This window comes from Micromonospora lupini str. Lupac 08 (genome assembly GCF_000297395.2).
GTDB lineage: Bacteria > Actinomycetota > Actinomycetes > Mycobacteriales > Micromonosporaceae > Micromonospora > Micromonospora lupini.
Window position 1 is genome coordinate 6,116,692 of sequence record NZ_HF570108.1, and the last position, 18,369, is coordinate 6,135,060.

The following is an 18,369-nucleotide window of genomic DNA, read 5'->3' on the forward strand; positions in this document are numbered from 1 at the left end:
GGTTATCACGCGTGACTCTCACGCGGGACGACAACGGTTGGTGCGTGGATCAGTGCTCTTCGGCGAGCGCGCCCTGGATGTAGCTGGCGCTCAGCACGGTGAAGACGTAGGCCTGCAGGACGATGACCAGCGCCTCGAGAAGGGTCAGCGCCACGGTCATCACCCAGGACACCACCGAGACCGGTGCCAGCCAGGCGTTGGCGTTGAGCATCGCGAAGCCGCCGAGCGTGAAGACCAGCAGGAGCATGTGGCCGGCGAACATGTTCGCGAAGAGACGAACGGCAAGCGAGAACGGCCGGATGATGAAGGTCGAGAACGCCTCGATCGGGATCAGCAGCGGCAGGATGTACCACGGTGCCGGCGGGATCAGGGCGTGCTTGAAGTACTTCCCGAAGCCGTGGTGCCGGATGCCGATGTAGTTGAACAGCACGTAGCTGATCACCGCGAGGATCGCCGGGAAGGCGATGTGCGAGTTCGGTGAGATCTGGAACAACGGGATGATCGCGAACGCGTTCGTCACCAACACGAAGCAGAAGAGCGTCGTGAAGTAAGGAGCGAATCGCACACCCTGGTGCCCGATCATGTCGACCGAGATGTTGTTGCGCACGAAGCCGTAGATCGACTCGGCGAACCACTGCTTCTTGGTCGGCACCAGCTTGGGGTTCCGGTAGGTCGCCAGGAAGAAGATGATCAGCACGCCGACCGCGATCCAGATCATCAAGGTGAACTTGGTGACCCAGTACGAGTCGTGTGCACCCCAGGGCAGGATGCTGGGCAGGTAGAAGTCCTCCACACTGGGTGGGAATTCCGCCTGGCCAGCTGCCAGGACGTTCGCCTGTCCGAACACCGCGTCCCTTCCTAAGTAGGCGTGCCGAGTCGGCGGATGACCAGGATGACTCCCCCAGCCATGCCGAGCACGAAGCCGATGCCGGTGGCGACGCCACCGGTGTCGAGCCACTGGTCGACCAGCCAGCCGATGAAACCCCACACGAGCATGCCTCCGACGAGGTAGCTGAGCGCGGTCCAACCCTGCCCGGCGCCGGACGGATAGTCGTCCGGTTGACCGGGGGGACGGGGGGTTTGGTCATCAGCCATGACGGGGCGAACGATATCAGCCGGGAAGACGAGGCTGTGCCTCACCCCCCGCACAACCATCGTTGTGTGGGCATCTCGGGGCTCGCGTCGTCTGTGGGCACGCTACTCCCCTTCCGCCCGTCGGAGAATGACCGGAGGCCGACACGTTCCCGCGCGTCCGATGGTTGGGACGACCGGCCGAGCGGCAGGTCAGCCCTGCGGTCGACGAGCGTGCACCGTGGTCAGCCACCAGAGGTGCACCGCCGTCCACACTGCCACCCCGGCGACGATGCCGAGGCAGAGAGGGATCAACCCGGGCCAACCGGTCGAGGCCACCGCCACCAGCACGACACCCAACAGGGTGAACTTCAGCACGTACAGGCCCAGCCCCAGCGGCAGCAGCAGCTGCGGGTTGATCTGGTCGGCCCGGGCCAGCACCACTGTCGTGAGTGTGTAGCTGAACACCGTGACGCCCACGCCGGCCGCCGCGCCGAGCGCGGCGGTCACGCCGCCGGTCACCGCACCCACGACCGCGGCGACCACGGCCAGCCCCACCGACGCGGCCAACAACACCGGCAGGTGCCGCAGCCGCCACCGCCGGTCGGCGTCGGGATCGACCACCACGGGCTCAGCCACGGGGGTACGCCGGGAAGGCCGCGGCCAGCTCGGCCACCTCGGCGCCGATCCGGGTCAGCTCGTCGACGCCACCCGGCGCCCCGGGATCGGTGCGCACCGCGCGGGCGATCAGGGCGGCCACCTGCCGCAGCTCACCCTCGCGCATGCCCTGGGTGGTGACGCTCGGCGTGCCCACCCGGAGCCCCGAGGCCACCAGCGGCGGCTGCGGGTCGTACGGGATGGCGTTCTTGTTGAGCGTGATCGCGGCGGCGTCGCAGCGGGCCTCGGCCTCCGCGCCGGTCACGCCCACCTCCCGCAGGTCGATCAGGGCGAGGTGGGTGTCGGTGCCGCCGGACACCGGGCGCATCCCCTCGTCGGCCAGCCCGGCGGCGAGCGCCTGCGCGTTGCGGACCACCTGGCCGGCGTACGTCTGGAACTCGGGCTGGGCCGCCTCGCGCAGCGCGACGGCCTTCGCCGCGACCGCGTGCATGAGCGGACCGCCCTGCGTGAACGGGAAGACCGCCTTGTCGATCCGCTGGGCCAGCGACTCGCGGCAGAGGATCATGCCGCCGCGCGGCCCGCGCAGCACCTTGTGGGTGGTGGCGCAGACGACGTCGGCGTACGGCACCGGGGACGGGATCGCCCGCCCGGCCACCAGGCCGATGAAGTGCGCGGCGTCCACCATGAGGTACGCGCCGACCTCGTCGGCGATCTCCCGGAACCGCGCGAAGTCGATCAGGCGGGGGTACGCGGTGGCCCCGCAGATGATCAGCTTGGGCCGGTGCGTCCGGGCCAGGTCACGAACCTCGTCGTAGTCGATCAACTCGGTGTCCGGCCGGACCGGGTAACCGACCGGGCGGAACCACTTGCCGGAGAAGTTCACCCGGCTGCCGTGGGTCAGGTGCCCGCCGTGCGGCAGGTCCATGGCCAGCACCGTGTCCCCCGGCTGCACCAGCGCGGCGTACGCGGCCAGGTTGGCGCTCGCCCCCGAGTGCGGCTGGACGTTGGCGTGCTCGGCCCCGAACAGCTCCCTGGCCCGGGCGATGGCGATCTCCTCGGCCCGGTCCACCTCGGCGCAGCCGCCGTAGTAGCGCCGGCCCGGGTAGCCCTCGGCGTACTTGTTGGTGAGCGTCGAGCCGAGCGCGGCCAGCACCGCCGGTGAGGTCAGGTTCTCGCTGGCGATGAGCTGCAGGCCGCCGCGCAACCGGTCCAGCTCGCCGAGGACCACCCCGGCGATCTCCGGATCGGTGGCCCTGAGCTGCGCGAAATCCGGCCCCCAGAAGGTGCTCGTCTCGGTCTCCACAGCGAACGAGTCTAGGGGGCCGCAGACTGGGAGCTGTGAGATGCCTCGTCACCGGCGCTACCGGATACATCGGCGGGCGGCTGACGCCGCTGCTGCTCGCCGACGGCCACACCGTGCGCTGCCTCGCCCGCAAGGCGGTGCGGCTGCGCGACGTGCCCTGGGCCTCCGCGGCCGAGATCGTCGAGGGAGACCTGAGTCGCCCGGAGACGCTGCCGACCGCGTTCGCCGACGTGGACGTCGCGTACTTCCTGGTGCACTCGCTGGGCCGGTCCGACTTCGAGGCGGCCGACCGGGCGGCGGCGACCAACTTCGCCGCGGCGGCGCGCGCGGCCGGCGTACGCCGGATCGTCTACCTGGGCGGCCCGGAGCCGGCGTCCGACGCGGAGGTGCCCTCCCCGCACCTGCGGTCCCGCGCCGAGGTGGGCCGGATCCTGCTGGCCAGCGGGGTGCCCACGGCGGTGCTCCGCGCCGCGGTGATCATCGGATCCGGCTCGGCGTCGTTCGAGATGCTGCGCTACCTGACCGAGCGACTGCCCGCCATGATCACTCCCCGCTGGGTCCGCAACCGGATCCAGCCGATCGCGGTCCGCGACGTGCTGCGCTACCTGGCCGGCTGCACCGCACTGCCGGCCGAGGTCAGTCGCGGTTTCGACATCGGCGGGCCGGACGTGCTGACCTTCCGCGAGATGATGCAGCGGTACGCCCGGGTGGCCGGCCTGCGCCGGCGGATCATCGTGCCGGTCCGACCGCTCACCCCGTCGCTGTCCTCGCACTGGGTCGGGCTGATCACCCCGGTGCCGAACGCCATCGCCCGCCCACTCGTGGAGAGCCTGATCCACGAGGCCGTGGCGCACGAACACGACATCGCCAGGTACGTGCCCGACCCACCGGGCGGCCTCACCGGCTTCGACGACGCGGTGGCGCTGGCGCTGGCCAAGGTGCGCGACGCCCAGGTGGAGACCCGCTGGTCCAACGCAAGCGGCCCGGACGCGCCCGCCGAACCGCTGCCCACCGACCCGGACTGGTCCGGCGGCACGGCGTACACCGACGTCCGGGAGCGAACTGTGGACGCGTCACCGGCGGCGCTGTGGCGGGTCATCGAGGGCGTCGGCGGCGAGCACGGCTGGTACTCGTTCCCCCTGGCCTGGTCGGTGCGCGGCTGGCTGGACCGGCTGGTCGGCGGTGTGGGGCTGCGGCGGGGCCGGCGTGACCCGCACCGTCTGCAGGTCGGCGAGGCGCTGGACTTCTGGCGGGTGGAGGAGATCGTCCCGGGCGAGCTGCTGCGGCTGCGCGCGGAGATGCGACTGCCCGGCCGCGCCTGGTTGGAGATGCGGGCGGTGCCCGTCGACGGCGGGCGCAGCCGCTACCAGCAGCGCGCGGTCTTCCTGCCCCGTGGACTGGCCGGCCACGCCTACTGGGGGTCGGTGGCACCGTTCCACGCCGTGGTCTTCGGCGGCATGGCCCGCAACATCGCCCGCAACGCCGAGCAAACCCCCTGACCCACCCCGCCTCGGCCGGGTCAGTTTCCGGTGCGGGCTCCGGTCGTCTGGAAGGCGGCGCGTTCGCTCGGCGGGACGAAGTCGCGGACCGGCTGGTCGCGCAGGGCGACGCGGAGCACCTCCCCCACCCCGGTCACCATCCGGGCCTGCACCGCCTGACCGACCGCGTCGCGCGGGTCGTCGGGGTTGGCCGCCATCGAGGCGACCGCCAACTGCGGGGTGAAGGCCACCACCGTCTCCGTCTCGTACCGCTCGGAGCTGCCGGTCTTGCCGGCCACCGGGCGGCCCAGGCGGGCGCGCAGGTCGGGCGCGGTGGCGCCGTCGCACCGCCCGTACATCGACTGGTCGCCCATCGGGCAGCGGGCCGCGTCCGCCGCCGCCCGCGCCACGTCGGTGTCGAGCACCTGCCGGCAGTCCGGCTTGGCGGCGTCCACCGGATGACCGGCCGAGTCGCTTATCGAGACCACCGGCAGCGGCGCGCACCAGGTCCCCTCGGCCGCCACCGTGGCGTACGCCGTCGCCAGGTCCAGCGGGGTCGTCGCGGCCACGCCCAGGGTGAACGGGCCCCAGTTCTTCGCGCCGTAGCGGGCCAGCCGCTCGTCGGAGTCGGCGCGCAGCACGATGCCGAGCCGCTCGGCCATCTCCACCACCCGGTCGGCGCCGACCCGCTCGGTCAGCCAGGCGAAGTAGGTGTTCACCGACCGGCCGAACGCGGTCCACATGGTGCGGGGGCCGTCCATCGACGAGGGGCTGGCGTTCGACGGGCACCAGCGGCCGTCGCAGCTTCCCGCCCCCGTCACCGGGAACCGGGTGAGCAGTTGGGTCGGCGCCGTGAACTCGGTCGACAGCGGCAGTCCGGACTCCAGCGCGGCCAGCATGGCGAAGAGCTTGAACGTCGAACCGCCCTGGTAGCCGTCGATGGCCCCGCCACCGGCGACGAGCTGGTTGACCGTGTTCGGGTGGTTCTTCTGCCCGACCGGGTTGTCCGCGACGCTGTAGGTGCGGTTCACCGACATCGCCAGCACCCGGCCCGTGCCGGGCTGCACCACGGCGGTCGGCACCGCCCGCCCCTCGGTCGGGCGGTAGATCTTCAGCACCTGCTCGGTGGTGGCCTGCTGCACCGCCGGGTCCAGGGACGAGACGATGGAGAAGCCGCCCCGGCGCAACGTGCGCTGCCGCTCGTCGGCACTCGACCCGAACGCCGACTGGCTGCTCCACCAGCGGGTGAACCAGTCACAGAAGAAGCCCCAGTCGTTGTGCCCCTCGGGCACCCCCGTGCAGTCGTTCGGCGTCTCGCTGGGCCGCAACTGCAACGGCTCGGCCTGCGCCACCGCCGCCGCGTCGGCCGGCACCTGACCGGTCTCCACCAGCCGTTCGAGCACGTACGTCCGTCGCCCCAGGGCGCTGTCGGCGTCCCCGTTGATCGGGTCGTCGCTGTCCGGCGAGCGGACCAGCCCCGCCAGCATCGCGGCCTGGGCCAGGGTCAACTCGGCCGGCGAGCGGGAGAAGTAGCGCTTGCTGGCCGCCGCGATCCCGTACGCCCCGGCGCCGAAGTACGCGATGTTGAGATAGCGCGTGAGGATGTCCTCCTTGCTCAGCTCCCGCTCCAGCGCCAGCGCGTACCGCATCTCCTGGAGCTTGCGGGCGGTGGTGACCTCGGTGGCCGCCTGGCGCTGCCGCTCGGTCAGCCGGGGGTCGCTGCTGAGCACGTTGCGGACGTACTGCATGGTCAGGGTGGAGGCGCCCTGCCGGGTCTTGCCGTCCCGCTTGTTCACCGTGAAGGCGCGCACCACACCGCGCAGGTCCACGCCGCTGTGCTGGTAGAACCGGACGTCCTCGGCGGCCACGATGGCCTGCCGCATCACCGGGGCGACCTCGCGCAGCGGAACGTCCACCCGGTCCTCCTGGTAGAAGGACGTGATCAGGGTGGCGCCGTCGTTGGCGTAGAGGTTGGAGCGCTGGGCGGTGGGTGGCGTGCGCAGCGTGCTGGGCAGCTCCGAGTAGGGCGTGGACAGGGCGCTGAAGCCGATTCCGAGGACCAGGGCCGCGGGTAGGGCGGCCCCGGCCAGCACCAGCCCGGCCAGCACGCCGGCGATCACCACGGTCAGCAGTTTGTCGAGTCGGGCCCGGATCATCAGCTCTCCCCGCAGGAGCCGGTCACGCTAGGACCCGTTCAGAATGACCCGGAACGCCCCTTTGGCCCCTGGTTTTCCCCAAACCCGGAGGAAACTCGCACGACGCTCAGGGCAGCAGCGCGGCGGCCAGCGGGTGGACCGTCTCCTCGATCTCGTCGGCGACCCGGGTGAAGCACTGGTCGCCGCGACCCCAGGGATCGTCGAGATCGTCGGTGGGCAGCGCCGAGGCGCCCAGCCGGCTGTCGTGCGCCGCCGCCACCAGGGCCATGCCCCGGGCGTACACCGCCTCCGGGGTCGCCTCCGCCGCCGGCAACGCGGCGGCGTCCACCGCGGCCAGCAGGCGGCCGAACTCACCAAGCACGAAGGTGCGGGCCGCCGCGTCCGGGCGGAGCGCCACCACGTACTCCTGCTGGTCGGCAGTGGCCGTCAGGACCAGGTCGGCGGCGTCGATGTGGTCCGAGCGCAGCTTGCGGGCCGCGAACCCCTCGACGGCCCCGCCCCGGTCGATGACCTGCCGCGCCGCCGGCGGGTTCATCTCCTCGCCCGCGTGCCAGCCGCCGGTGCCGGCGCTGTGGCTGTGCACGAGCTCCTCGGCGCCGGCCGGGTCCTGCGCACGCCGGGCCAACCGCTCCCGCACCGCGAGGGCCAGCAGCCGCTCGGCCATCGGCGAACGACAGATGTTGCCCATGCAGACGTGCAGGACGGTGAACGGGGGCACTCAGGCCCCCTGGACGTCGACGAGATCCGGAACGACGTCGCGCAGCTTCTCCAGCGGGATCGCGCCGGCCCGCAGCAACTGCGGCACCTCGCCGGTCAGGTCCACGATCGTGCTCGGCACCGGATCCGGGCAGGGCCCGGCCTCCAGGTACGCGCGCACCGAGTAGCTGAGCTGGTCACGCGCCTCCTCGGCGGTCACCGCCGCCGGCTGGCCCGTCTTGTTGGCCGAGGAGACCGCCATCGGGCCGGTCTCCCGCAGCACCTCAAGGGCCACCGGGTGCAGCGGCATCCGCACCGCCACCGTGCCCGTCTTGTCGCCCAGGTCCCACTGGAGGCTCGGCGAGTGCTCGACCACGATCGTCAGCGCACCCGGCCAGAACGCCTCCACCAGGTCCCGTGCTGCCGTGGGCAGCGAGAAGACCAACCCGTCCAGGGTGTGGCGCGAACCGATCAACACCGGCGGCGGCATCTGCCGGCCCCGGCCCTTCGCGTCCAGCAGCGCCTTGACCGCGTAGGGCGTGAACGCGTCAGCGCCGATCCCGTAGACCGTGTCCGTCGGGAGGACGACCAGCTCGCCGTTCTTGACCGCCTCGATGGCCGCAGCGATGCCGCGGTCCCGATCGGCGGGCGATCGGCAGTCGTAGAGCATCACGAGGAGTCAGTCTGCCACGCCGGCCCGGGCGCGGTGTGCTGGCCGTCCGCCCGTCGGGACGCGGTGGCGTAGCGAGGGCGGCCGGTGAGGTCCGGATGCTCCGTGACGGCCTCGAACCGGCCGTCGGAGGCGAACAACGCCGGTACCGCCACGTCGTGCGTCTCGTCGTGCTCGACCCCGATGACACCGCCGGGGCGCAGCAGCGCCGCCGCCCGGCTGATCACCGGTCGGATCACCGCCAGACCGTCCGCCCCGCCGAAGACCGCCTCCGCCGGATCGTGCGCGGCCACCTCCGGCGGCACCACCACCTCCACCGGTACGTACGGCGGGTTGCAGAGCAGCACGTCCACCCGCCCCACCAGGTCGGCCAGCAGGTCCGGCGCCGTCACGTCGGCCTCGACCACCTCGATCGGCCGGTCGCCCGCGGCGGCCCGCTCGGCCGCGTTGCGGCGCAGCCACGCCAGCGCCGCCGGGGACCGCTCGACCGCGATCACCCGCGCGCCGGGCAGCTCCTGCGCCACCGCCAGGGCGATCGCGCCGGTGCCGCTGCACAGATCCACGACCAGCGGCCCAGGTCTGCCCCGCCCCTGCTCGACCCCCCAGCCCGCCAGCAACTCCGTCTCGGGGCGGGGCACGAAGACGCCCGGACCGACCGCCAGCTCCAGGTGCCGGAAACCCGCCCGACCGGTCAGGTGCTGCAACGGCTCCCGGCCGGCACGACGGCCGATCAGCTCGTCGAGCCGGGCCAGCTGGGCGTCGTTCAGGTCGTCGGCGAGCGCCAGCCGGCCCCGGGGCACCCCCAGCACGTACGCCGCCAACAGCTCGGCCTCCACGCGCGCCGGGCCCACCCCGGCGGCGGCGAGCGTCCGCGCCGCGCGGGCGACCGCGGCGGACGGACGGGTACGGCCTGTCCCTTCGGGGGGGTGTTGCGGCAGAGTGGTCACGCGACAATCATGAGGCGTCACGGACGACGCCACGAACGGGTGCGTCAAGACGCACACGGCAGGAGGTTGTGGGTGGGCTGGCTCGACCGGGTCGAGGACCAGGTTGACACCCTCACGCAGGCGCGGGCTTTGCAAGAAGCAAGTCGCTCCGCGGAGTCGTACGCGTTGCTGGAGCGGGTGATCCGCACCACCACCGACCCGGCGGCCCGCGCGGACGCCCTGGTGCAGCGTCTCTCTGCGCTGATCAATCTCGGTCGTACGGCGGAGTTCACGCGCGCCATCGAGGAGGCGTCGGCGGCCGTTCGCGATCTCGCCGAGCCCTACCTGCACGGGCACCTCAACGCGCTGGCCGCGCTCGCCGCGCACCACCAGGGCGCACTGGACCGCTGTGTCACCCACCTCGTCAAGGCCGCTCGGGCGCTCAGCGCCGTGGAGGACCCGGACCGGGACACCGCATGGGGCTGGCACGACCTCGCGATGGCCTACAGCTACCTCAGCTTCCACGGCTACGCCCTGGGCGCGATCGAACGCGCCCGGCAGCTCGGGTTGACCGCAGGCATCCCGGAGGAGACCTTCGCCGCGCCGGGCATCCGGCTGCGCAACGCCGTGGCGCTGGACCACAACGGGGACAGCGACGGCTGCCTGCGGGTGCTGCGGGACGTGGCGGCCGACCTGGCCCGGTTCGTCCGCAGCGGGCGGGCCGGCCGACTGCGGCCGAGCAGCCTCGCCGCGTACGGCTACTCGGCCGCGCGGCAGGCCGCGCTCGGCGACCCGCTGGAGTCGAACGGCGAGGCCGAGCCGTCCCACCTGCTCAGCCACGGCGGGGACAGCGCCCGGGCGCGGGACATGCGACAGCTCGGCATGGTCTGCCTGGCCGTCGCGGACGGTCGGCCCATCGAGGCGGTCGCCCGGCTGGACACCATCCGGGTGTCCACCGAGACGCTCGGCGCGGCCGAGCCGGCCCGGCTGCGCAGCATCGCGCTGGCCCGCGCCGGCGACCACGCGGCGGCGCACCGTGCCGACCGGCTGGCGTTCCGGCTCGCCGCGCAACGCAACGACCGGCTGCGCGACGTCTACATCGACGGCATCGCCGCCCGGATCGACCACGAGGAGATGCGTCGGGAGGCGGCACGGTACGAGGGCGAGGCGCTCACCGACCCGCTCACCGGGCTGCCCAACCGCCGTCGGCTGGAGCGCTACATCACCGCAGTCGTCACCCGGGGCGAACGGGTGGTCATCGGCGTCTGCGACCTGGACGGCTTCAAGGCGGTCAACACCCGCCACGGGCACCACTCCGGCGACCTGGTGCTGCAACGCATCGCCGGGGTGATCAACCGGGTGATGCGCCGGGGTGACTTCGTGGCCCGCTACGGCGGGGACGAGTTCGTGGTGGTGCTCCCGGAGACCGGCATGACCGAGGCCGCCGAGGTGGCCCGCCGGATCGAGGCGGCGGTGCGCAACGAGGACTGGGAGTCCCTGGTGCCCGGCACCCCGGTCGGGGTGAGCATCGGCTTCGCGGAGGTCTCCGGGGGCGGCGGGCTGCGCGACGCGCTCAGCGTCGCCTTCGAGCAGGCCGACCGGGAGATGCTGCGCGCGAAGTCACGCCCCCGCGCCAGCTGACCGCCGGCGGCCGCGCCGGACCGGGCGAGGAGGCGGCGGCGTCCGCGACCCCGGCTCCGCGCCGGCCCGCCGGGCAGGCCGGCGACGGCAGGGTCAGCGGCGCGTCAGCTCGGTGTCGCCGGCCAACCGGGCGGCACGGTCGGCCTCGGCCAGGGCGTCCAGCACCCCGTCCAGGTCGCCGGCGAGCGCCAGATCCAGGTTGTACGCCGTGTAGCCGATCCGGTGGTCGGTGATCCGGTTCTGCGGGAAGTTGTACGTGCGGATCCGCTCCGAGCGGTCCACCGTGCGCACCTGCGCCTTGCGGGCGTCCGAGGCGGCGGCGTCGGCCTGCTCCTGCGCGGCGGCGAGCAGCCGGGCCCGCAGGATCCGCATCGCCTGCTCCCGGTTCTGCAACTGGGACTTCTCGTTCTGGCAGGAGACGACGATGCCCGTCGGCAGGTGGGTGATCCGTACCGCCGAGTCGGTGGTGTTCACCGACTGGCCGCCCGGCCCGGACGACCGGAACACGTCGATGCGCAGCTCGTTGGCGTCGATGGTGACGTCGACGTCCTCGGCCTCGGGCAGCACCAGCACCCCGGCCGCGCTGGTGTGGATGCGGCCCTGCGACTCGGTGACCGGGACGCGCTGCACCCGGTGCACGCCGCCCTCCCACTTGAGCCGCGACCAGACGCCGTTCCCGCCCTCGGGCACGCCCTTCGTCTTGATCGACAGCGAGACGTCCTTGACTCCGCCGAGGTCCGAGTCCTGTGCGTCGATCACCTCGGTGATCCAGCCGTGCCGCTCGGCGTACCGGGTGTACATCCGCAGCAGGTCGCCGGCGAACAGCGCCGACTCCTCACCGCCCTCACCGGCCTTGATCTCGACGATCACGTCCTTGGCGTCGTGCGGGTCACGCGGGATGAGCAGCTCGGCGAGGCGCTCCTCCAGCACCGGCAGGGACCCGGCGATCGCCTCGGTCTCGGCCGCGAACGAGGGGTCCTCGGCCGCCAGCTCGCGGGCCGCGGCCAGGTCGGCGCGCGCCTGCTCCAGCTCGGCGGCGGCCTTGTGCAGCGGCACCAGCGCGGCGTAGCGGCGACCCACCCGGCGCGCGGTGGCCTGGTCGGCGTGGATGGCCGGGTCGGCCAGCCGCTTCTCCAGCTCCGCGTACTCGTCGAGGAGGCCGGCCAGACGCTCGCTGCTCATGCTGCGGATGCTCCTTCGAGGATGCGACACCGGCCGACTCGAAGGCCGGACGCCGGGCGGAAACAGGCAGAACGCGGACGGCGCCCGTGTCCGGTGGAAAACCGGACACGGGCGCCGAACGGGGAGTTACTTGGCCTTCTTGGCCTGAACCTTGGCGTACTTCTGCTGGAACTTCGCGACCCGGCCGGCGGTGTCGAGAACGCGCTGCTTACCGGTGTAGAACGGGTGGCAGGCGCTGCAGGTCTCGACGTGGATCGCCCCGCCCTTGGCGGTGCTGCGGGTCGTGAACGTGTTACCGCAGGAGCAGCTGACCTCGGTGGTCACGTACTCCGGGTGGATGTTTGCCTTCATCTCGCCTCGGTCCTCTCGTTGGTGGTCGCCGGGTCGCCGTCATCACTCGTCGCGCCGTACGCGACGGGCTCGGGCGTGAACCGGAACCGGTGGCCGATTGACCAGTGTGCCATGGGCCTGAGCCGACCCGGCAAGCGGGCCGCACACCTCGTCCGGCATCGTCAACACGTGCCCACCCGTCCGCATTCCCGCCGTCTGCCGGGGCATTCGCGCACCCTGGGTACCGCCGCCGTGTACCCCGCCGGGGGTACGCCTGTCGAGCCGGAGGTGCGCCGATGACCCGCCTGATCGCGACCCGAGGGCTGCCCGCCTCGGGCAAGACCACCTTCGCCCGTACGCTCCAGCCGTCCGTGGTGCGGGTCAACCGGGACGACCTGCGCAGGATGCTGCACGGCGAACGGCTGTTCACGCAGTGGGCCGAGGCACAGGTGACTGTCGTGCAGCGGGCCCAGGTGGAGGCGCTGCTGCGGGCTCGGGCGGACGTCTGCGTGGACGACACCAACCTGCGCGCCCGCACCCTGCGGGGCTGGGCCGAGCTGGCAGCCCGACACGGCGCGGATTTCGAGGTGCACGACTTCACCGACGTACCGCTGGACGAGTGCCTGCGCCGCGACGCCGCCCGCCCGGCGGCCGAGCAGGTGGGCGCGGACGCGATCCGTCGGCTGCACGAGCGGTACCTGGAGGGGCGGGCCCTGCCCCTTCCCGTGCCGCAGGCCCGCACGGGAGGACCCGCCGCCGTGCACCCACAGTCGTCCGAACCGCCGGAGATCGTTCTGGTGGACATCGACGGCACCGTCGCGCTGGCCGTGTCCCGCAGCCCGTACGACATGACCCGGGTGGGCCAGGACGAGCCGAACCCGGCGGTGATCGCGGCGGTCCGGGCCATGCACGCGGCCGGGTACGGGGTGGTCTTCTGCTCCGGGCGGGACGCCTCGGCCCGACCGGCCACCGAGGCGTGGCTGGCCCGACACGTCCGAGTCCCCTGTCTCGGCCTGCACCTGCGCGCCGTCGGCGACACCCGGAAGGACTCGATCGTCAAACGGGAGATCTACGACCGGGAGATCCGGGACCGTTACCGGGTGGTCGGGGTCTTCGACGACCGTGCCCAGGTGGTCCAGATGTGGCGGGCCCTCGGCCTCACCGTCTTCCAGGTGGCCGACGGCGACTTCTGACGCGCGAGTTCCGCGAGGGCTGCGGCATCCGTCCGTCGTGGATGGTGGGCGGAACCGTTGTGCCGGCGACCGATCAGGGCGCCGTCGCGATGTCGGCCGACCACCCTCCTGCACGCCCTTTGCTCTGCTTCAACGCACGCAACAGTGCGGGCCGTTAAGTGGTGCGTGGATTGAAGCAGAGCAAAGGGCGATGTGGGCAGCACCGGGTGGCGAGCCGGCGAGCCGTGGCGGGTGAGGGCGGCACGGGCCGGGGGCGGCACACGACGAAGGGGCACGGCCACAGCGGCCGTGCCCCTTCGTCGTTGGTCACCCGGGGATGGTTACTCCCCCGGCGTGGACTTCGCGATCTGCATCAGGAACTCGATGTTGGTGCGGGACTGCTTGAGCCGGTCCAGCAGGAGATCCATCGCCGCCTGCGAGTCCAGCGAGTGCAGCACCTTCCGGAGCTTGTGGATGATGGCCAGCTCCTCGGGCGCGAGCAGGACCTCTTCCTTCCGGGTGCCGGACGGGTTGATGTCGATGGCCGGGAAGGTGCGCTTGTCGGCGATCTTCCGGTCCAGCTTCAGCTCCGCGTTGCCGGTGCCCTTGAACTCCTCGAAGATGACCGTGTCCGCCATGGACCCGGTCTCCACCAGCGCCGTGGCGATGATGGTCAGCGACCCGCCGTTCTCGATGTTGCGGGCCGCGCCGAGGAAGCGCTTCGGCGGGTAGAGCGCGGTGGAGTCGATACCACCCGACATGATCCGGCCGCTGGCCGGCGCCGCAAGGTTGTACGACCGACCGAGCCGGGTCACCGAGTCGAGCAGCACGACGACGTCGTGGCCCAGCTCGACCAGGCGCTTGGCCCGCTCGATCGCCAGCTCCGCCACCGTCGTGTGGTCCTGCGGCGGACGGTCGAACGTGGCCGCGATGACCTCGCCCTTGATCGACCGCTGCATGTCGGTGACCTCTTCGGGCCGCTCGTCGACAAGCACCACCATCAGGTGGCACTCCGGGTTGTTCCGGGTGATCGCGTTTGCGATCGCCTGGAGCACCATCGTCTTACCCGCCTTCGGCGGCGACTGGATGAGCGCCCGCTGGCCCTTGCCGATCGGCATGACCAGGTCGATGACCCGGGTGGTCAGGATGTGCGGCTCGGTCTCCAACCGCAGACGCTCCTGCGGGTAGAGCGGCGTGAGCTTGTAGAACTCCGGCCGCCGCCGCGCCTCGTCCGGCTCCATCCCGTTGATCGTGTCCAGCCGCATCAGCGGGTTGTACTTGTCCCGCCGCTGGTCACCGGTGTTGCCGCCCTCGCGGTTCGCACGCACCGCGCCGGTGATCGCGTCACCGCGGCGCAGACCGTACTTCTTGATCTGCGACATCGAGACGTACACGTCGTTCGGGCCGGCCAGGTAACCGGTCGTCCGCACGAAGGCGTAGTTGTCGAGCACGTCGATGATGCCGGCCACGGGGACGAGCACATCGTCCTCGCCGACCTGCGGCTCACGGCCACCGGTGTCACCACCGGTCTCCGCCCGCTCGCCACGGCCACGCCGACGGTCGCGGAAGCGGCTGCGCCGGCCACGCCGACCGCCGCCCTCACCGTCGTCGTCGTCGCTGTCCCGCTCGACACGCTGACCGCGGTCGTTGCGGTCGGCGCGCTCCGAACGGTCGTTACGGTCGGCGCGCTCGCCACGGTCGTTGCGGTCGTTACGGTCGCCCCGCTCGGCACGCTCGCCCCGGTCGTTGCGCTCGGCGCGCTCGCCGCGGTCGGCACGCTCGCCCCGATCGTTGCGCTCGGTCCGCTCGCCCCGCTCGGTGCGCTCGCCCCGGTCGGCACGCTCGCCGCGCTCGTTGCGGTCGGTCCGATCGTTGCGGTCGGCCCGCTCGCCCCGGTCGGCACGCTCGCCCCGATCGTTGCGCTCGGCCCGCTCACCGCGGTCGGAGCGCTCGGCGCGGTCGTTGCGCTCGGCGCGGTCGCGGCGGTTCTCGCCACGGTCGGGCCGCTCGCCGGCCTCCACCTCGTCGGTGCGGGCCTCGGAGGAACGGACCTCGGAGGAACGGACCTCAGAGGAACGCGCCTCGGAGGAACGCGCCTCAGCAGCGCGCGGCTCGGAGGTGCCAGCCTCGGAGGAACGCGCCTCGGAGGAACGCGCCTCGGAGGTACGCGCCTCGGCCGGGGCGGTCCGGCTGCGCCGGGTACGGCCACGGCCCTCGGTCGCGGCAGCCGGCTCGGCCGGCGTCTGGTCGGTGCTGCGACTCTCGGCCGCCGGGCGATCCACGGTCTCCCGCACCTCCTCACGGGCCGGTGCGGCCGCAGCCGCGACCTCGGCTCGCGGTCGAGGGGTCCCGGCGGCGTTGCCGCCCTGCCGCTCGGAGATCGCGGCGATCAGCTCACCCTTGCGCATGCGAGCCGTGCCGGAGATGCCGAGCGACGCAGCCAGGCTCTGCAGCTCTGGCAGCAGCATCGCCGACAGACCGGTGCCGCTGCGCCGACGACGGGCGGGAGCGGCAGCGGTGGCATCGCCAGCGACGTTGGAAACATCCGACGTCACGTCGGTGGTGTCGCTCAATGGATTCCTTCCCTCGATAAGGCCGGGACTGCCCGGAGTCGGAGCTCAGGTGGCCGGGCGGCCTCGGTGCACCCGCCTCGCAAGGACGCGTCGCGGGAGTCTGTGACACAGCAGCCGGTGGTTTCCCGACCCACCAAACGTCGGTGAGCAGGTCTCGCCGTCTGCGGCGACCTGTGGAAACTGCGGTGCGGCGTGGGCCTTGGCAGGGGTGACGGGCTGACCGCCGAGAGCTTCGGGGGTGCGCCGCCCCGCAGGAGATCGCGTGCTTCGCGGCTGTGCTAGGTCTAGAGCGTAATCAACTCTTCCGACCTGCGGCAACAGGGTCCCGCTCGGCGTGTCCCAGTCTACCCCGGGCGACCCGGGCACCGCTGACGTCTATCGGTAACTGCCAGATCTGCCAGTCTGTTCCCGCGTCGAGGCTCCGCGGCGGCTCGCTGAGCGCCAGCACGCTCGGCCCGGCCCCACTGACCACAGCCGCCACACCTGCCGCTCGCAACGCGTTGACCAGGGAAGATGTGCCCGGCATCCCGGGTGCCCGGTAATCCTGGTGGAGGCGGTCGACGGTGGCCGGCAGCAGCAGCGTCGGGTCCGTGGTGAGCGCGTGCACCAGCAACGCCGCCCGCCCCGCGGTCAACGCGGCGTCGGCGTGTGGCACGGTGGCCGGCAGCGCCGCCCGTGCGGTGGCGGTCAGGCCGCGCTCGGCCGGCACGAAAACCGTGGGTCGTACGCCGGAGGCGACCGGCAGGGACACCGCGCGAGCACCGCTCGGCTCGGACCAGGCCACCGTGAAACCGCCGAGCAGGCACGGCGCGACGTTGTCGGGATGGCCCTCGATCTCGGCGGCGAGCCGGAGCACGCCCGGCTCGTCGAGCCGGTGCTCGCCATCGGCGACCAGGGCACGGGCCAGCAGCACTCCGGCGACGATGGCGGCCGACGACGACCCCAGGCCGCGCGCCTGCGGAATCCGATTGACGCACTCGACGCTCAGGCCCGCGGGCTGCGCGCCGAGAACGTCGAAGGTGGCACGCATGGCACGCACCACCAGGTGCCGGTCGTCGTCCGGCAGCTCACCCGCGCCCTGCCCGGTGACCGTCACCTGGACACCGGCGGGCGTGACCTCGGCGGCCAGATCGTCGTAGAGCCCGAGGGCGAGCCCCAGCGCGTCGAAGCCCGGACCGAGATTGGCGCTGGTCGCGGGGACCCGGACCCGGACCGGCCCGGCGGTGAAGTTCGTCGGCACGCGCTCATGCTAGGGCCCGGCACCGACGATCCGGCCCGCCGCCCGCACCCTGGGACCGCCGGGTCTCAGCCGGCCGGGTCGGGAACCGGCTCGGTGGCCGGGTCGGTAAGCGACAGCCGGCGGGTGGCGATCCGCCAGCCGACCGCGTACACGAGGGTGACCAGCCCGCAGCCGGCCAGCACCACCCGCTCGTCCACCACGTCCACCACCAGGGCCACCGCCAGTTGACTCACCGAGATGGCAAGTGTCGCGAGCATCATGTCGGTGGCGAAGACACGCCCGCGCAGCCGGTCCGGCACCTCGCCCTGGAGGGCGAAGTTCGACATCACCCAGTTGCTGCCGCCCGCGAAGTGCGCCACGAAGACCAGCAGCAGCACCAGCGGGAACCAGCGGACCACCGACGTACCCAGGTAGGACAACCCGTAGAGCGACATGGACAGCGCGAGCCCGGGCAGCAGCCAGGACCGGTTGGTCAACACCCGACGCATCAGGATCGGCCCGACCAGGGCACCGGCGCCGCGGACCGCGAAGAGCAGGCCGGCGCCCAGCGACCCGACCCCGTAGACGCCGGCGAGCAGCGGAAACACGGTCAGCACACCGTTGCCCAGGCCGACCGCCGACTTGACCGTGACCAGCGCCAGCACCCGCGGCCGGTGCCCGATGTAGCCGAGCGCCTCGCGGACCGCCGACCAGGTCCGCTGCGCGGGCAGCTCCGGGTCGCGGGCCGCCTGCAGGGGCCTGCGGATCCGGGTGGCGAGGCCCGCGGCCAGCGCCAGGCCCACCGCCGCCACCCAGAAGCAGGCGTACGGGCCGGCAGCCGAGCTGAGCACGCCACCCAGCGAGGCGCCCACCACAGTCATCGTGCCCCAGGCGGAGCCGGCCACGGCGTTACCGGCGGCCAGTTCGTGCGGCTCCAACACGTTCGGGAGCGCGGCCTGGGCCGCCGGCGAGTAGAACGCCTTGGCGACGGCGACGACCCCGATCGCCACAAGCGCCAGCCACGCCGTACCGCGGTTGCGGACGCCGAGGAGCAGCAGCACCCCGGCCAGCGCGGCCACGTTCGCGGCGATCATGATCTTCCGGCGGTCGAAGCGGTCGGCGATCGTGCCGGTGTACGGCAGCAACAGCGCCACGATGCCGGTGTCCACCGCCAGCACGAGTGCGCCCCAGACCCCGCTGCCGGTCAGTTGGGGCAGCAGCACCAGCAGCGGCACCATGACGAACCAGTCGGCGCCGAAGACCACCAGTTCGGCGAGGAAGAGGTTACGAAAGCTCCGATTGCCGGTGAGGACCGAAAGGGTGGACGCCACGGA

General features: G+C 72.5%; 16 protein-coding genes. 3 read left to right on the forward strand and 13 right to left on the reverse strand.

Translation table 11 applies throughout. The features are described 5' to 3' along the window. Positions 1-49 precede the first annotated feature (49 nt). From atpB to MILUP08_RS29000, 4 genes are all read right to left on the reverse strand, one after another. On the reverse strand, positions 50-847 hold the full coding sequence (gene atpB / locus MILUP08_RS28985; RefSeq protein ID WP_007464525.1) for a F0F1 ATP synthase subunit A: 798 nt from the start codon (positions 845-847) through the stop codon (positions 50-52). Positions 848-858: 11 nt separating this feature from the next. Then, the gene (locus MILUP08_RS28990; protein ID WP_039908965.1) at positions 859-1,095 is read right to left on the reverse strand and encodes an AtpZ/AtpI family protein; all 237 of its coding nucleotides are present in this window, start codon (positions 1,093-1,095) and stop codon (positions 859-861) included. A 189-nt stretch (positions 1,096-1,284) separates the two neighbouring features. Continuing rightward, positions 1,285-1,710 (reverse strand): hypothetical protein, encoded by a 426-nt coding sequence (locus tag MILUP08_RS28995; protein ID WP_007464529.1) that lies wholly within the window; start codon positions 1,708-1,710, stop codon positions 1,285-1,287. Continuing rightward, entirely contained in the window at positions 1,703-2,992 is a 1,290-nt protein-coding gene (locus MILUP08_RS29000) for a serine hydroxymethyltransferase (RefSeq protein ID WP_007464531.1), read from the reverse strand. Before MILUP08_RS29000 ends, MILUP08_RS28995 begins: the two co-directional genes overlap by 8 nt. A 35-nt stretch (positions 2,993-3,027) precedes the next feature. On the opposite strand from MILUP08_RS29000, the gene MILUP08_RS29005 reads away from it, so the two are divergent. Continuing rightward, positions 3,028-4,491, forward strand: a complete 1,464-nt coding sequence (locus tag MILUP08_RS29005; RefSeq protein WP_007464533.1) for an SDR family oxidoreductase — start codon at positions 3,028-3,030, stop codon at positions 4,489-4,491. 20 nt (positions 4,492-4,511) lie between these two features. Here MILUP08_RS29005 and MILUP08_RS29010 read toward each other — a convergent pair whose 3' ends face one another. The 4 genes from MILUP08_RS29010 to prmC all read right to left on the reverse strand — a co-directional run bounded on the left by MILUP08_RS29010 (position 4,512) and on the right by prmC (position 8,939). Continuing rightward, positions 4,512-6,626: a transglycosylase domain-containing protein gene (locus MILUP08_RS29010; RefSeq protein ID WP_007464536.1), complete on the reverse strand. Its 2,115-nt coding sequence runs from the start codon at positions 6,624-6,626 to the stop codon at positions 4,512-4,514. 106 nt (positions 6,627-6,732) lie between these two features. Next, complete coding sequence (locus tag MILUP08_RS29015; RefSeq protein ID WP_007464537.1) at positions 6,733-7,344, reverse strand: arsenate reductase/protein-tyrosine-phosphatase family protein; 612 nt, start codon at positions 7,342-7,344, stop codon at positions 6,733-6,735. Beyond that, a complete protein-coding gene (locus MILUP08_RS29020; protein ID WP_007464540.1) occupies positions 7,345-7,992 on the reverse strand; it encodes an L-threonylcarbamoyladenylate synthase in 648 nt (215 codons plus the stop codon). Further along, entirely contained in the window at positions 7,992-8,939 is a 948-nt protein-coding gene (gene prmC / locus MILUP08_RS29025) for a peptide chain release factor N(5)-glutamine methyltransferase (protein WP_007464542.1), read from the reverse strand. The genes MILUP08_RS29020 and prmC overlap by 1 nt, the downstream gene beginning before the upstream one ends. A gap of 72 nt (positions 8,940-9,011) precedes the next feature. On the opposite strand from prmC, the gene MILUP08_RS29030 reads away from it, so the two are divergent. Next, on the forward strand, positions 9,012-10,559 hold the full coding sequence (locus MILUP08_RS29030) for a GGDEF domain-containing protein (protein ID WP_007464544.1): 1,548 nt from the start codon (positions 9,012-9,014) through the stop codon (positions 10,557-10,559). Between the two features lie 93 nt (positions 10,560-10,652). Here MILUP08_RS29030 and prfA read toward each other — a convergent pair whose 3' ends face one another. Further along, complete coding sequence (gene prfA / locus MILUP08_RS29035) at positions 10,653-11,741, reverse strand: peptide chain release factor 1 (protein ID WP_007464545.1); 1,089 nt, start codon at positions 11,739-11,741, stop codon at positions 10,653-10,655. Between the two features lie 126 nt (positions 11,742-11,867). Continuing rightward, on the reverse strand, positions 11,868-12,092 hold the full coding sequence (gene rpmE / locus MILUP08_RS29040; protein WP_007464546.1) for a 50S ribosomal protein L31: 225 nt from the start codon (positions 12,090-12,092) through the stop codon (positions 11,868-11,870). 275 nt (positions 12,093-12,367) lie between these two features. Between rpmE and MILUP08_RS29045 the strand changes: the two genes are divergently transcribed. Next, positions 12,368-13,264: a phosphatase domain-containing protein gene (locus MILUP08_RS29045; protein WP_007464547.1), complete on the forward strand. Its 897-nt coding sequence runs from the start codon at positions 12,368-12,370 to the stop codon at positions 13,262-13,264. A gap of 320 nt (positions 13,265-13,584) precedes the next feature. Here MILUP08_RS29045 and rho read toward each other — a convergent pair whose 3' ends face one another. The 3 genes from rho to MILUP08_RS29060 all read right to left on the reverse strand — a co-directional run bounded on the left by rho (position 13,585) and on the right by MILUP08_RS29060 (position 18,366). Beyond that, the gene (gene rho, locus MILUP08_RS29050; protein WP_039906790.1) at positions 13,585-15,816 is read right to left on the reverse strand and encodes a transcription termination factor Rho; all 2,232 of its coding nucleotides are present in this window, start codon (positions 15,814-15,816) and stop codon (positions 13,585-13,587) included. A gap of 295 nt (positions 15,817-16,111) precedes the next feature. Further along, positions 16,112-17,056 (reverse strand): homoserine kinase, encoded by a 945-nt coding sequence (gene thrB / locus MILUP08_RS29055; protein ID WP_007464549.1) that lies wholly within the window; start codon positions 17,054-17,056, stop codon positions 16,112-16,114. 65 nt (positions 17,057-17,121) lie between these two features. Further along, on the reverse strand, positions 17,122-18,366 hold the full coding sequence (locus MILUP08_RS29060; protein ID WP_007464550.1) for an MFS transporter: 1,245 nt from the start codon (positions 18,364-18,366) through the stop codon (positions 17,122-17,124). Positions 18,367-18,369: the final 3 nt, after the last annotated feature.

Bases quoted from the DNA above. Each gene is read 5' to 3' on its own strand.
- MILUP08_RS28990 (WP_039908965.1), bottom strand. From the start codon at position 1,095: ATGGCTGATGACCAAACCCCCCGTCCCCCCGGTCAACCGGACGACTAT.
- prfA (WP_007464545.1), bottom strand. From the start codon at position 11,741: ATGAGCAGCGAGCGTCTGGCCGGCCTCCTCGACGAGTACGCGGAGCTG.
- MILUP08_RS29020 (WP_007464540.1), bottom strand. From the start codon at position 7,992: ATGCTCTACGACTGCCGATCGCCCGCCGATCGGGACCGCGGCATCGCT.
- MILUP08_RS29010 (WP_007464536.1), bottom strand. From the start codon at position 6,626: ATGATCCGGGCCCGACTCGACAAACTGCTGACCGTGGTGATCGCCGGC.
- MILUP08_RS29045 (WP_007464547.1), top strand. From the start codon at position 12,368: ATGACCCGCCTGATCGCGACCCGAGGGCTGCCCGCCTCGGGCAAGACC.
- rpmE (WP_007464546.1), bottom strand. From the start codon at position 12,092: ATGAAGGCAAACATCCACCCGGAGTACGTGACCACCGAGGTCAGCTGC.